Annotated in this window: 7 protein-coding genes; 3 read left to right on the forward strand and 4 right to left on the reverse strand. The window is 32.9% G+C overall.

From position 1 onward, the window contains the following. Both ACQ65T_RS08410 and ACQ65T_RS08415 read right to left on the reverse strand, forming a co-directional pair. Positions 1-7,764, reverse strand: coding sequence for a gliding motility-associated C-terminal domain-containing protein (locus ACQ65T_RS08410; RefSeq protein WP_430400636.1), 7,764 nt, complete (start codon positions 7,762-7,764; stop codon positions 1-3). A 15-nt stretch (positions 7,765-7,779) separates the two neighbouring features. Beyond that, positions 7,780-8,247, reverse strand: a complete 468-nt coding sequence (locus ACQ65T_RS08415; RefSeq protein ID WP_430400637.1) for a hypothetical protein — start codon at positions 8,245-8,247, stop codon at positions 7,780-7,782. 348 nt (positions 8,248-8,595) lie between these two features. Here ACQ65T_RS08415 and ACQ65T_RS08420 point away from each other — a divergent pair, with 348 nt between their 5' ends. The 3 genes from ACQ65T_RS08420 to ACQ65T_RS08430 are packed head-to-tail and all read left to right on the forward strand — an operon-like array spanning position 8,596 to position 12,097. Next, the gene (locus ACQ65T_RS08420) at positions 8,596-9,102 is read left to right on the forward strand and encodes a SixA phosphatase family protein (protein WP_430400638.1); all 507 of its coding nucleotides are present in this window, start codon (positions 8,596-8,598) and stop codon (positions 9,100-9,102) included. Then, positions 9,080-11,167 carry a polyphosphate kinase 1 gene (ppk1, locus tag ACQ65T_RS08425; protein WP_430400639.1) on the forward strand — a complete coding sequence of 696 codons (2,088 nt, stop codon included), beginning with the start codon at positions 9,080-9,082 and terminating at the stop codon, positions 11,165-11,167. Before ACQ65T_RS08420 ends, ppk1 begins: the two co-directional genes overlap by 23 nt. Before the next feature lie 39 nt (positions 11,168-11,206). Continuing rightward, on the forward strand, positions 11,207-12,097 hold the full coding sequence (locus ACQ65T_RS08430) for a Ppx/GppA phosphatase family protein (protein ID WP_430400640.1): 891 nt from the start codon (positions 11,207-11,209) through the stop codon (positions 12,095-12,097). 53 nt (positions 12,098-12,150) lie between these two features. On the opposite strand, the gene lpdA is transcribed toward ACQ65T_RS08430, so the two are convergent. Together lpdA and ACQ65T_RS08440 are read right to left on the reverse strand one after the other, a co-directional pair. After that, positions 12,151-13,539, reverse strand: coding sequence for a dihydrolipoyl dehydrogenase (lpdA, locus tag ACQ65T_RS08435; RefSeq protein ID WP_430400641.1), 1,389 nt, complete (start codon positions 13,537-13,539; stop codon positions 12,151-12,153). 77 nt (positions 13,540-13,616) lie between these two features. Further along, positions 13,617-15,365 carry an ABC transporter ATP-binding protein gene (locus tag ACQ65T_RS08440; RefSeq protein ID WP_430400642.1) on the reverse strand — a complete coding sequence of 583 codons (1,749 nt, stop codon included), beginning with the start codon at positions 15,363-15,365 and terminating at the stop codon, positions 13,617-13,619. Positions 15,366-15,382: the final 17 nt, after the last annotated feature.

Consider the following 15,382-nt stretch of genomic DNA (forward strand, 5'->3'; position numbering starts at 1 on the left):
TTATTTACTAACATATAAATATCCAGCCTTATCATGAGTTTTGTTTTCTTCATCAACATATTTTAATATATAATAGTAAGTTCCATCTGGCACACCTTCATTTTTATTTAATGTTGACCTACCTTCTGATTGTCCTCTAAATGCATTTATGTTATTATCATAACCTTTAGTTTCATATATTAAAATACCCCACTTGTTATATATTTCAACCGTATTATTAGGATAACAATCTATTCCATCTATAAAGAAGAAATCATTTAATCCGTCGTTATTAGGTGAAACTGCATTATATATAGTTATATCACAAGCTGGTAAAACTATACAATCTTCATTAATATTCAAATACACTTCAAATATCATTGGGCAGTCATTATTTTCAGTGGAAACAATATACTGTAGTGTATAATATCCAACAGGAATATTTAACGGGTTAAAAATATTTTCATTTAAACCTCCAGTTTCACTTAAATCTATCCATTCTCCATTTGTAGGAATTGAGCTACCCAATATAGTAAATAAATTAATAGGTTCTTCTTTAGTACAAATTCCAAACGGAATTGCATCAAAAGGATCATCAACTGTTACATTTATTGTTTGTGTAAATGTATCAAAATTACCGCAATTGTCACTTACATACCATTCTCTAACTATTATATACTCATAAATAGATATTGTTGTCGTAACTTCTGAATAAACTACATCAGAAACACCTGAACAATTATCTGTGAATTCTAAATTAGGAATATCAGGAAGATTTGAACAATTTACATTTAATTCTTCATCAATTGGAGTTAATAATGTAGGAGGAGTAGAGTCATATACTGTAATTGTTTGAGTATAACTATTACTGTTTCCGCAATCATCAGTTATTATCCATGTTCTAGAAATTGAATAATTTCCTGTACAATTTCCTTCACTAAAAGTTATTAGATCATTAACTGCTATATCAACATCTGAATCACAATTATCACTGGCTTCAATTTCTGCAGGGCTTGGAATATCATCACAGGATACTGAAATATCGTTTGGTAATTCTGATGTAAAAATTGGGTCTGTAGTATCTTGAATCGTAAATGTTGCTGAAGTAGTTGTATCGTTACCACAATCATCGGTAGCTGTGAAAGTAACAGTAACCGAACCAGAAGCCCCACAACCATCAGACACCGCTGAGAAGTCATTAGACCAAGTCACAGAAGAACAAACATCTGAAGCTGAAGCACCACCGTTTGCAGCCAACCAGTTGTTTAAATCAGAAATGTTTCCATTACCATCACATTGTACTGTCAAATCTTGCGCTTGCACAGAAATGATTGGGTCTGTAGTATCTTGAATCGTAAAAGTAGCTGAAGTAGTTATATCGTTACCACAATCATCGGTAGCTGTGAAAGTAACAGTAACCGAACCAGAAGCCCCACAACCATCAGACACCGCTGAGAAGTCATTAGACCAAGTCACAGAAGAACAAACATCTGAAGCTGAAGCACCACCGTTTGCAGCCAACCAGTTGTTTAAATCAGAAATGTTTCCATTACCATCACATTGTACTGTTAAGTCTTGCGCTTGCACAGAAATGATTGGGTCTGTAGTATCTTGAATAGTAAAAGTAGCTGAAGTAGTTGTATCGTTACCACAATCATCGGTAGCTGTGAAAGTAACAGTAACAGTTCCAGTTGCCCCACAACCATCAGACACCGCTGAGAAGTCATTAGACCAAGTCACAGAAGAACAAACATCTGAAGCTGAAGCACCACCGTTTGCAGCCAACCAGTTGTTTAAATCAGAAATGTTTCCATTACCATCACATTGTACTGTCAAGTCTTGCGCTTGCACAGAAATGATTGGGTCTGTAGTATCTTGAATCGTAAAAGTAGCAGAAGTAGTTGTATCGTTACCACAATCATCGGTAGCTGTGAAAGTAATAGTAACCGAACCAGAAGCCCCACAGCCATCAGACACCGCTGAGAAGTCATTGCTCCAAGTCACAGAAGAACAAACATCTGAAGCCGAAGCACCACCGTTTGCAGCCAACCAGTTGTTTAAATCAGAAATGTTTCCATTACCATCACATTGCACTGTCAAGTCTTGCGCTTGCACAGAAATGATTGGGTCTGTAGTATCTTGAATCGTAAAAGTAGCAGAAGTAGTTGTATCGTTACCACAATCATCGGTAGCTGTGAAAGTAACAGTAACCGAACCAGAAGCCCCACAACCATCAGACACCGCTGAGAAGTCATTAGACCAAGTAACAGAAGAACAAACATCCGAAGCTGAAGCACCACCGTTTGAGTTTAACCAGTTGTTTAAATCAGAAATGTTTCCATTACCATCACATTGTACTGTTAAATCTTGCGCTTGCACAGAAATGATTGGGTCTGTAGTATCTTGAATCGTAAAAGTAGCTGAAGTAGTTATATCGTTACCACAATCATCGGTAGCTGTGAAAGTAACAGTAACCGAACCAGAAGCCCCACAACCATCAGACACCGCTGAGAAGTCATTAGACCAAGTCACAGAAGAACAAACATCTGAAGCTGAAGCACCACCGTTTGCAGCCAACCAGTTGTTTAAATCAGAAATGTTTCCATTACCATCACATTGTACTGTCAAGTCTTGCGCTTGCACAGAAATGATTGGGTCTGTAGTATCTTGAATAGTAAAAGTAGCTGAAGTAGTTATATCGTTACCACAATCATCGGTAGCTGTGAAAGTAACAGTAACAGTTCCAGTTGCCCCACAACCATCAGACACCGCTGAGAAGTCATTAGACCAAGTCACAGAAGAACAAACATCTGAAGCTGAAGCACCACCGTTTGCAGCCAACCAGTTGTTTAAATCAGAAATGTTTCCATTACCATCACATTGTACTGTTAAGTCTTGCGCTTGCACAGAAATGATTGGGTCTGTAGTATCTTGAATCGTAAAAGTAGCTGAAGTAGTTGTATCGTTACCACAATCATCGGTAGCTGTGAAAGTAACAGTAACCGAACCAGAAGCCCCACAACCATCAGACACCGCTGAGAAGTCATTAGACCAAGTCACAGAAGAACAAACATCTGAAGCTGAAGCACCACCGTTTGCAGCCAACCAGTTGTTTAAAACTGAAATGTTTCCATTACCATCACATTGTACTGTCAAATCTTGCGCTTGCACAGAAATGATTGGGTCTGTAGTATCTTGAATCGTAAAAGTAGCTGAAGTAGTTATATCGTTACCACAATCATCGGTAGCTGTGAAAGTAACAGTAACCGAACCAGAAGCCCCACAACCATCAGACACCGCTGAGAAGTCATTAGACCAAGTCACAGAAGAACAAACATCTGAAGCTGAAGCACCACCGTTTGCAGCCAACCAGTTGTTTAAATCAGAAATGTTTCCATTACCATCACATTGTACTGTTAAGTCTTGCGCTTGCACAGAAATGATTGGGTCTGTAGTATCTTGAATAGTAAAAGTAGCTGAAGTAGTTGTATCGTTACCACAATCATCGGTAGCTGTGAAAGTAACAGTAACAGTTCCAGTTGCCCCACAACCATCAGACACCGCTGAGAAGTCATTAGACCAAGTCACAGAAGAACAAACATCTGAAGCTGAAGCACCACCGTTTGCAGCCAACCAGTTGTTTAAATCAGAAATGTTTCCATTACCATCACATTGTACTGTCAAGTCTTGCGCTTGCACAGAAATGATTGGGTCTGTAGTATCTTGAATCGTAAAAGTAGCAGAAGTAGTTGTATCGTTACCACAATCATCGGTAGCTGTGAAAGTAACAGTAACCGAACCAGAAGCCCCACAACCATCAGACACCGCTGAGAAGTCATTAGACCAAGTAACAGAAGAACAAACATCCGAAGCTGAAGCACCACCGTTTGCAGCCAACCAGTTATTTAAATCAGAAATGTTTCCATTTCCATCACATTGCACCGTTAAGTCAGCCGCTTGCACAGAAATGATTGGGTCTGTAGTATCTTGAATCGTAAAAGTAGCTGAAGTAGTTGTATCGTTACCACAATCATCGGTAGCTGTGAAAGTAACAGTAACCGAACCAGAAGCCCCACAACCATCAGACACCGCTGAGAAGTCATTAGACCAAGTAACAGAAGAACAAACATCCGAAGCTGAAGCACCACCGTTTGCAGCCAACCAGTTATTTAAATCAGAAATGTTTCCATTACCATCACATTGTACTGTTAAGTCTTGAGCTTGCACAGAAATGATTGGATCTGTAGTATCTTGAATCGTAAAAGTAGCTGAAGTAGTTGTATCGTTACCACAATCATCGGTAGCTGTGAAAGTAACAGTAACCGAACCAGAAGCTCCACAACCATCAGAAACACTAGAGAAGTCATTTGACCAAGTTACAGACGAACAAACATCTGAAGCCGAAGCACCACCGTTTGCAGCCAACCAGTTATTTAAATCAGAAATGTTTCCATTACCATCACATTGTACTGTTAAGTCTTGCGCTTGCACAGAAATGATTGGATCTGTAGTATCTTGAATCGTAAAAGTAGCTGAAGTAGTTGTATCGTTACCACAATCATCGGTAGCTGTGAAAGTAACAGTAACCGAACCAGAAGCCCCACAACCATCAGACACCGCTGAGAAGTCATTTGACCAAGTCACAGACGAACAAACATCTGAAGCTGAAGCACCACCGTTTGCAGCTAACCAGTTATTTAAATCAGAAATGTTTCCATTACCATCACATTGTACTGTTAAGTCTTGAGCTTGCACAGAAATGATTGGATCTGTAGTATCTTGAATCGTAAAAGTAGCTGAAGTAGTTGTATCGTTACCACAATCATCGGTAGCTGTGAAAGTAACAGTAACCGAACCAGAAGCTCCACAACCATCAGACACCGCTGAGAAGTCATTAGACCAAGTCACAGAAGAACAAACATCTGAAGCTGAAGCACCACCGTTTGCAGCCAACCAGTTGTTTAAATCAGAAATGTTTCCATTACCATCACATTGTACTGTTAAGTCTTGCGCTTGCACAGAAATGATTGGGTCTGTAGTATCTTGAATCGTAAAAGTAGCTGAAGTAGTTGTATCGTTACCACAATCATCGGTAGCTGTGAAAGTAACAGTAACCGAACCAGAAGCTCCACAACCATCAGACACCGCTGAGAAGTCATTAGACCAAGTCACAGAAGAACAAACATCTGAAGCTGAAGCACCACCGTTTGCAGCCAACCAGTTGTTTAAAACTGAAATGTTTCCATTACCATCACATTGTACTGTTAAGTCTTGCGCTTGCACAGAAATGATTGGGTCTGTAGTATCTTGAATCGTAAATGTTGCTGAAGTAGTTGTATCGTTACCACAATCATCGGTAGCTGTGAAAGTAACAGTAACCGAACCAGAAGCCCCACAACCATCAGACACCGCTGAGAAGTCATTGCTCCAAGTCACAGAAGAACAAACATCTGAAGCTGAAGCACCACCGTTTGCAGCCAACCAGTTGTTTAAATCTGAAATGTTTCCATTACCATCACATTGTACTGTTAAGTCTTGCGCTTGCACAGAAATGATTGGGTCTGTAGTATCTTGAATCGTAAAAGTTTGAATTAATTCGACATCAGAACAACTCGTTACAATATTATATTTTCTATTAACAGTTATTGGACAGCTTCCAGACTGACTATCTTGGTATGTAATTGTATAGGTTAGGTTTGAATTTGAAACTGTTCCGCCAGCATTTAAAAAATCTTGTAATGTAATTGAAACTGGTGTTTCAGAATACACTAATGGTGAAATAGCACTAGTATTACACCCATTTATATTTGCTATAGATGGAATTGATACAGTTGGGCTTACAATAATTGTGATTGTAAAAGTATGAAAACAATTATTTGTATTAGGAGGTACTGCATAATATGTAGTTGTTCCTAATGTTGAAGGAAAAGGATTTGATGAATTATATTCAATTGAATTATTTGTAATTGGAAATTCATTATAAAACTTAGTTCCATTTGGGTAGTTAGTAGAAATATCTGTTACAGGAATTGGAGAATTTGTATTACAAAAAGTAAAAGCTAAAGTTGTATTTGTGTTTTGACAATTTTGATTAATATAACTTCCAGAATTAATACTGACAATTATCGGATCAGTAATAGGATCTCCTAAACAAGTTCCTGTTGTTTGGTAACCCTGTATAAATGGTTTTTCATTAAAAATGATACCAGTAATTGCCCCCATACCACTTATATATCCATATAGAGGAATGTTCGGGGTACAATTTGGATTACTTAAAATAAAACAATCTTCAGTTACTTTTATTTTAAATTTTAATTCACCAAGTATATCAGTAGGGCTATTTGGAACTGGTAAAGTACCAATATCCCATACTAATGTTCCGTTACTTCCCATTGAAGGATTAAAAATCAAATTATTAGGAGTTGGAAGAGGTATAAAATTAATTGTTCCGCTCTCTGAACCACTAACAAAACTTGTTGGATATGGAATTTCTATTTTAATCTTAGTGTTTGCTACTGGCTCAGTACCTTCATTTAAAATTTTAATAGAATATTCTAATTCTTCTCCAGGTAAAGCAGTTAAACCACCATTTGCGGGTTGTCCATTAATAGTGATTAGAGACATAACTCCTTCAGCATCTGGTATATATGCGTCAACAGCTAAAGCTGCTAAAAAAATCACGTACGTATCTTGAGTTGATCCGTATCTAAGAGTTGTAGAAGTTTGATTGTTTGCAATTATAGTATTTCCAGTATTTGGAATATCGAACATTGAAATATCTAATCCTGTGTTATTTTGTAAGTTTGGATTTCTAAAATTACCTCCTGTTTGAATGGATGAATTAAAAAAGTTTGTAGTTGTATTTCCATTATGTGTTAAAGGCTCCCATGTATTAGTGCTAGATTTTAATATGTTAAAATAATCTCCACTAATACCTACATCACCTTCACCTGCCATTAACCCTAATTTAACATTTACTTGTCCGGTTTGAACAGCATTAAAACCAGAAATAGGAATTTGATGATTAATAGTTGTATTTCCTTGAACATATGCATGACCGTCAAAAACAGTTATGTCTCTCCATTTCATTTTAGAATTCTCATAAATAACAATAATTCCCCAACCTCCATAATACCCAGTTCCTCCACCATTTCCCTCAATCAATGCTATATCGGCAACGGTGTATTCTCCTAGTCCATTTGCTTTTACGTATGTTGTTATATCTGCGTATGCTGAATACATAAAACCATCTGAATTTGTTGGGTAGTATATATCATTTTGTCCAGCAGTTATAGTTGTATAACTTGATGAATTTGGACCTTTTAAAGAAACCTTTCTCTTGTTAAAAGTTTTAGTGATAGAGTTTTTAGTTACATCAAAAATATCTGGACTACTTGAACCATTAGATGACCTTCCTGTCCAATACAATCCTGCAAATACAACATTAGTACAATTTGGATTTGCACCATTTTCATTTGAATAAGTTAATGTAGCTGAAGATGAATTGAAAGTTGTATTATCAGTATCAACATCAACATATTGCATTGTGTTGTTACTATTATTAGTGCTGTTTCCGTAAGAGCTTAGGGTTAAGTTAGTATTTCCAATCAATGAAAAATCCCCTTTAACATGATGAATAGTGGTACCGGGACTAGTAACAGGAGTTCTTGGGTTAAAATTAACCCTAACTTGTCCATTACTATTTAAAGCACATAATAATGTTATTATTAATAAAAAATTAAAATGTATAGCTTTTATTCTGTGGTCAAAAGTATTTTTTTTCATAATAAAGCAGATTTTTTATTGAGGAATTTCAATTTGATATGTTATTACCCAATTATTATTGGAATTATTAAATATATCTTCTAAAGTATTTTCATCTATTTGTTTTTCAACGATGAAATGAATTATCTCTAATGAATTGAATTGATTTAGTGGAGCTAGATTTAACGACACTATATCTTCATTGATTTTGATAATTAAAAATCTTATGTTGTTTGTATTACTATTGCTAATTCTATTTAAAATACTTATATTGGATAATTCAATTTCAGCAATGAAATTAAAATTATGCGAAGAATTCATTGAATTGTTTAGCATTGTAATATCTTGACTATTAATAGCATCAAGAACAGCAATTCTATTTGAGTCTTTAGAATCGCATTTGTTTATATTAATCACATTCTGTGTATATGATACCTGTGTTCCTATAACTATAAACAATAGTATGCTTACTATTGAAAATTTAAAATGTATTACTTTTTTCATATCAATGCTTTTTTTGGTTAACACATCAAAATGAGTAAATAGTTAACGGTAAACTGGGGATTCAGATTTTAGAAGGTTTTTTTGATTTTTGGGGTAAAAAACGGTACTGTTAAATTAATTAAGAGTTACTGAGTTTAGAATTCAATTAAAGTAAATTAGGTTTTTACTTTTGGGATTATTTACATTTTATTTAGCTAAATTACTAAAACTGTATAAGTTATGTACAAGTATTTATACCTATATCGATGAATGGTACTTGAAAATCTATGAAACAACAATAAAAGTGTTAAAATTTAACATTATATGTAAAAAAAAATAACTTTCTTTATAGTAATTAATATATTTTTTATGAAAAACTTAATTATTGTTCGCCATTCTAAATCAAGTTGGGAGTTGCCTTTAAATGATATTGATAGACCATTATCAAAAAGAGGAATTCATAATGCTCATTTTATTGCCACAAAAATTCAAGATTTGTTACCAAAATCATTTGTTATTTGGAGTAGTAATGCAAAAAGAGCTAGAGAAACCGCAATGATTTTTTCTCAAAATTTATTAATTAACTACGAAAACATCATAATTAAAGAGGAACTTTACACTTTTGATGAGATAAATTTGGAGGAAATCATAAAAAAATGTGAAAATATGTACGATAATCTAATTCTTTTTGGACATAATGAAGCTATTACAAAATTTGTTAATAAATTTGGAGACCTTTTTATAAATAATGTTCCAACATCTGGAGTGGTTTCTATGCAATTTGATATAGATGATTGGACTAAATTAAAAAAAGGAAAAATTATTAAATCTGTTTTTCCAAGTCATTACAAACATGAACAATACAAATCCGAATAAGTACATTGATAGAGAGAAAAGTTGGCTTACTTTTAATGCAAGAGTTTTGCAAGAAGCTGGAGATTCTTCAGTTCCACTTCTAGATAGACTTCGTTTTTTAGGGATTTTTTCAAATAATCTCGATGAATTTTTTAGAGTAAGATATGCTGCAATTCGTAGGATGAATTTTGAAAATGTAGATACAGAAAAAGTATTAGGCGGTATTACAGCTGAAAAACTTTTAAAAGAAATTACCGAAATAGTAATTGAGCATCAGTCAGAAAGTTTAAGAATTCTTGGAGAAATTGAGCAAAAGTTAGAAAAAGAAAACATTTATATCATAAATGAAAAAGAGATAACTAAAGAGCAAGAAATTTTTATAAAAGATTATTTTACTCAAACAGTTAGTCCAGCTTTAGTTACCATTATGTTAAATGATCTAGACACATTTCCATTATTAAAAGACACTTCAGGTTATTTAGCAATTAAATTAAAAGTAAATTCATTTGGAAAAATGAATGAAGTAAGATATGCAGTAGTTGAAATTCCTAATTCTATAAATAGATTTGTTGTTCTACCTTCTAATAACGAACAACAACATATCATTTTATTAGACGATGTAATTCGATTAAATTTACATTCTATTTTTAATGTTTTTAATTATACGAGTATTTCTGCACATATGATTAAAATTACTAGAGATGCTCAATTAGAGTTTGATAGTGATTTAAGTAAAAGTTTTATTGAAAAAATATCAGATAGTGTTAAAGAGCGTAGAGTAGGAGAACCAGTTCGTTTTGTTTACGATCAGGCAATTGATAAAGACACTCTTGGATTTTTCTTACACAGAATGCATATTAACAGTTCAGACAGTATTATTCCAGGCGGACGTTATCATAACAGAAGGGATTATATGAATTTTCCAAATCTTGGAAGATATGATTTATTGTATAAAAAGAATTTACCGTTACCTGTACCAGGTTTTGATTTAGACGGAAGTTTATTAGAAAAAATAAAAAAGAAAGATTATTTACTTTCAACACCTTATCAATCTTTTTCTTATTTAATTAAATTTTTAAGAGAAGCAGCTATTGATCCAAATGTTGTAACTATAAAAATTACTTTGTATCGTTTAGCAAAAAATTCACAAATTGTAAGTTCACTTATTAATGCAGCTAAAAACGGAAAAAAAGTAACTGTACAAATTGAATTACAAGCACGTTTTGATGAAGCTAGTAATATTTCTTATTCAGAGCAAATGCAAACTGAAGGAATTGAATTGATTTTCGGTGTAAAAGGATTAAAAGTTCACAGTAAAATATGTGTAATTGAACGTGTTGAAGAAAGCAAAGTAAAACGATACGGATTTATTTCTACAGGTAATTTTAATGAAAATTCTGCCAAAATTTATACTGATGTAACTCTTTTTACTGCTAATCAAGAGATATTAAAAGATACCGCTAAGGTTTTTGAATTTTTCGAAATTAATTATAAAATTTTTAGATATAAACATCTCTTTGTTTCTCCACATTATACAAGAGTGAAATTTAATAAATTAATTGAAAGAGAGATTCAAAATGCTAAATCGGGTAAAGTAGCTTTCATTAAATTAAAGATGAACAGTTTGTCTGATTTTAAATTAATTGATAGATTATACGAAGCTAGTAATGCAGGGGTTAAAATTCAATTAGTAATTAGAGGTATTTGTTGTATTATTCCTGGGGTAAAAGGAATGAGTGAAAACATTGAAGCAATAAGTATTGTAGATAATTATTTAGAACATTCTCGTGTATATATTTTTGGCAATGATGGAAATCCTGATGTTTTTATTTCATCTGCTGATTTTATGACTCGTAACTTAGACGGACGTGTAGAAGTGACCTGTCCAATTTATGATGAAGATATAAAAAAGGAGTTAATTGAAATATTCAATATAAGTTGGAATGCAAATGTTAAAGCCAGAATACATTCAGAAAACTTAAAAAATGATTATCGAAGAAATGGTGATGAAAAGCCATTTAGAGCTCAATTAGAAATGTATAATTATTATAGAAATAAACTTGAAGTTATTACTGAAAAGGTGTAATTATAGTCTCATAGTAATTAAATAATTTATGTATTTTAAATGATTACATTAAAAAAATATGCAGCAATTGATATAGGTTCCAATGCTATGCGTTTATTGGTAACCAATATTGTTGAGCAAAAAGGACAACCTACACAATTTAATAAAAGTTCATTAGTTCGTGTGCCTATTCGTTTGGGACAAGATGCATTTACGGTTGGTGAAATTTCAGATGAGAATATCCAGCGAATGGTTGATGCAATGAAGGCTTTTAGTTTATTAATGAAAGTACATAAAGTAGAAAAATACAAAGCATGTGCTACTTCTGCAATGAGAGAAGCTTATAACGGAACAGATATTGTTGCTTTAATTAAAAAGAAAACAGATATTAAAATTGATATTATTGATGGACGAAAAGAAGCAGCAATTATTTCAAGTTCCGACTTAAAACAATTTATCAATTCAGATAAAACATATTTATATGTAGATGTTGGTGGTGGAAGTACTGAATTTTCAATCTTTAGTGAAGGTAAAATTGTTACTTCAAAATCATTTAAAAATGGAACTGTACGATTATTAAATAATATGGTTTCTGAAATTGTTTGGGTTGAAATAGAAAAGTGGATTAAAAATGCAGTAGCACCTTATGATGAAATTACAATTATAGGTTCAGGCGGAAATATTAATAAATTATTTAAGTTATCAGAAAAACACCAATCAAAACCTTTATCATATGTTTATTTAAATGCTCAGTTTCAAAAATTGAGTACAATGACTTATGAACAAAGAATTACAGAATTGGGTTTAAACCCAGATAGGGCTGATGTAATTATACCTGCAACTCGTATTTATTTAAATGCAATGAAATGGAGTGGAGCAAGACAAATGTATGTTCCTAAGATTGGACTTTCAGACGGAATTGTAAAAGCAATGTATTTTGGAAAACTCTAAAATAAATAAAAAAATCCGACTCGTTTAAAAGTCGGATTTTTTTATTTTAATTCTTATAAGTGAATAACTTCACCATAAGCATCAGCAACCGCTTCCATTACAGCCTCACTCATCGTAGGGTGTGGATGAACTGCTTTTAATATTTCATGACCTGTTGTTTCTAGTTTACGTGCTACAACTGCTTCTGCAATCATATCTGTAACTCCAGCACCAATCATGTGGCATCCTAACCATTCTCCGTATTTTGCATCAAAAATAACTTTTACAAATCCGTCTGGTGTTCCAGCTGCTTTTGCTTTTCCTGATGCTGAAAAAGGAAATTTACCAACTTTCAATTCGTATCCTTTTTCTTTTGCTTGTTTTTCAGTCATACCAACAGAAGCAATTTCTGGAGTTGCATAAGTACAACCAGGAATATTACCATAATCTAATGGCTCAACATGTAAACCAGCTAATTTTTCAACTAATAAGATTCCTTCTGCAGAAGCAACGTGGGCTAAAGCTTGACCTGGAGTAACATCTCCAATTGCAAAATATCCAGGAATATTAGTTTGATAAAAATCGTTAACTAAAATTTTATCTCTATCAGTAGCGATTCCTACTTCTTCTAAACCAATGTTTTCAATATTAGTTTTGATACCTACAGCAGAAAGTAAAATATCAGCTTCTAAAACTTCTTCTCCTTTTGAAGTTTTTACGAAAGCTTTTACTCCATTTCCAGAAGTATCAATTCTTTCTACAGAAGAGTTTGTCATTATTTTAATTCCAGCTTTCTTTAACGAACGCTCAAATTGTTTAGAAATATCTTCATCTTCAACGGGTACAACATTTGGCATAAATTCAACAATGGTCACATCAGTTCCCATTGAATTATAAAAATGCGCAAATTCAACACCAATTGCTCCAGAACCCACTACAATCATCGATTTTGGTTGTTCTGGTAAAGTCATTGCTTGTCTATATCCAATTACTTTTTTACCATCTTGTGGTAAATTAGGTAATTCACGAGAACGTGCACCAGTTGCAATAATAATATTGTCAGCAGAATATTCAGTTACTTTTCCATCAGCAGCTGTTACAGCAACTTTTTTTCCAGGTAATACTTTTCCAAAACCGTCAATAACATCAATTTTATTCTTTTTCATTAAGAATTGAACACCTTTGCTCATTCCGTCAGCAACATCTCTTGAACGTTTTACTACTGCAGAAAAATCTTTATCTACGTTATCTACTTTTAGTCCGTAGTCTGAAGCATGTTTTAAATAATCAAATACTTGAGCAGATTTTAATAATGCTTTTGTTGGGATACAACCCCAGTTCAAGCAAATTCCACCTAAGTTTTCTTTTTCAATAACGGCTACTTTAAAACCTAATTGAGAGGCTCTAATTGCAGTAACATAACCACCAGGACCACTACCTAAAACTATAATATTGTATTGCATAATCTATGATTTTCTGTAATTTATAATGCTTGCGAAATTAAACAATTAATTTAAAAGTTTCAATAACAATTTCAACTTTATGCAGAAACTGAAAATTGCGAATCGTATAACTTTCTATAATATCCATTTTCAATTTGCAAAAGTTCATTGTGTGAACCTTTTTCAACAATTTCACCTTTGTCCATAACAATAATAGTATCTGCATTTACAATTGTTGCCAATCGATGAGCAATTACTATAGATGTTCTCCCTTTTGTTAATATGTCAGTTGCGTTTTGAATTAAATCTTCTGAATACGAATCAATAGAAGAAGTAGCTTCATCTAAAATTAAAATACTTGGTTGGCTAACATAAGCTCGTAAAAATGCTATTAACTGTCTTTGACCTGATGATAACATTACGCCACGTTCTTTTACATTATAATCGTATCCGTTTGGCAAACTCATAATGAAATTATGTACACCAATTGTTTTAGCGGCGTTTATAACATCGTCTTTAGTAATTGATTCATTATAAAGTGTAATGTTGTTGTAAATGGTGTCGGCAAATAAAAACACATCTTGTAAAACAACTGCAATTTGCTTGCGTAGACTTTCTAATTTGTACTCTTTAATATTATGGTTTTCAATAGTAATGGTTCCAGAGTCTATTTCGTAAAAACGATTCAATAAGTTTATAATTGTTGATTTTCCTGCTCCAGTGCTCCCAACAATTGCTACTGTTTCCCCTTCAGTTACTGAAAATGAAATTCCTTTTAAAACTTCTTCATCTTTAATATAACTAAAACGAACATTGTCAAATTCTATATTTCCTTTGAACGAATGGGCTGTTATTGTCCCTGTGTTTTGAATTTGACTATCCGTATCTAAAACTTCAAAAACACGCTCTGCAGCAATTATTCCCATTTGCATTACATTAAATTTATCTGCAATTTGACGTAATGGATTGAATAACATAGTGATAAGCATTGTATACGCAAATAAATCACCAAAAGAAGTTATAGTGTCACCATTTAAGATATTAATTCCACCATACCACACAATAGCTCCAAGTGTTAACGAAGAAACAATATCAGCAATAGGGAAGAAGATAGAGTTGTATAAGATGTTTTTAAGCCAAGCTTTATTGTGCTTTTGATTTATTTCTTTAAATTTTTCAAGTTCAATAGCTTCTCTGTTAAAGAGTTGAACAATTTTCATTCCTGTTAATCGTTCTTGGATAAATGTATTTAAATTAGAAACCTCATTTCGAACTTCATTAAATGCAACTTTCATTTTCTTCTGAAAAATATTAGTTGCATATATTAAAACCGGCATTGCAAGTAGAACAATAAATGTTAGTTTCCAGTTCATATAAATCATGATTCCTAGAATCACAATCATTTTTAGCAAATCACTTACAATCATAAACAATCCTTGACTGAAAATACTTGCAATTGACTCTATATCTGAAACTGTTCGAGTTACAAGTTTTCCAACAGGCTCATTGTCAAAATATTTCATTTTAAATGAAGCAATATGTTGATATAATTTTAATCGGATATCTTTAATAATATCTTGTCCAAGCCAATTTGCCCAATAGGTAAAGAAAAATTGAGACATTACTTCAAAAAGTAAAACAAGAGCCATGATAATTATGTAAAAAAGCAACCCTTCTTTATCATTATTTTGTAAATATTTATCAACTGTTTGTTTTAATAAATAGGGTCTTGCAGCAGCAAATATTGAAAGTGAAACTGCCCATACAATTACCCAATTGAATCTACTTTGATAAGGTTTGGCATAAAAAAGCACTTTTTTTAAAGCTTTAGATTGTATGGCTTTCATTTATATCTTTATTGTTT

Source organism: Flavobacterium sp. (assembly GCF_965284515.1).
GTDB lineage: Bacteria > Bacteroidota > Bacteroidia > Flavobacteriales > Flavobacteriaceae > Flavobacterium.

Coding starts and splice junctions, on each gene's coding strand:
- ACQ65T_RS08430 (WP_430400640.1), top strand. CDS start 11,207: ATGATTACATTAAAAAAATATGCAGCAATTGATATAGGTTCCAATGCT.
- lpdA (WP_430400641.1), bottom strand. CDS start 13,539: ATGCAATACAATATTATAGTTTTAGGTAGTGGTCCTGGTGGTTATGTT.
- ACQ65T_RS08440 (WP_430400642.1), bottom strand. CDS start 15,365: ATGAAAGCCATACAATCTAAAGCTTTAAAAAAAGTGCTTTTTTATGCC.
- ACQ65T_RS08420 (WP_430400638.1), top strand. CDS start 8,596: ATGAAAAACTTAATTATTGTTCGCCATTCTAAATCAAGTTGGGAGTTG.
- ACQ65T_RS08410 (WP_430400636.1), bottom strand. CDS start 7,764: ATGAAAAAAAATACTTTTGACCACAGAATAAAAGCTATACATTTTAAT.
- ACQ65T_RS08415 (WP_430400637.1), bottom strand. CDS start 8,247: ATGAAAAAAGTAATACATTTTAAATTTTCAATAGTAAGCATACTATTG.
- ppk1 (WP_430400639.1), top strand. CDS start 9,080: ATGAACAATACAAATCCGAATAAGTACATTGATAGAGAGAAAAGTTGG.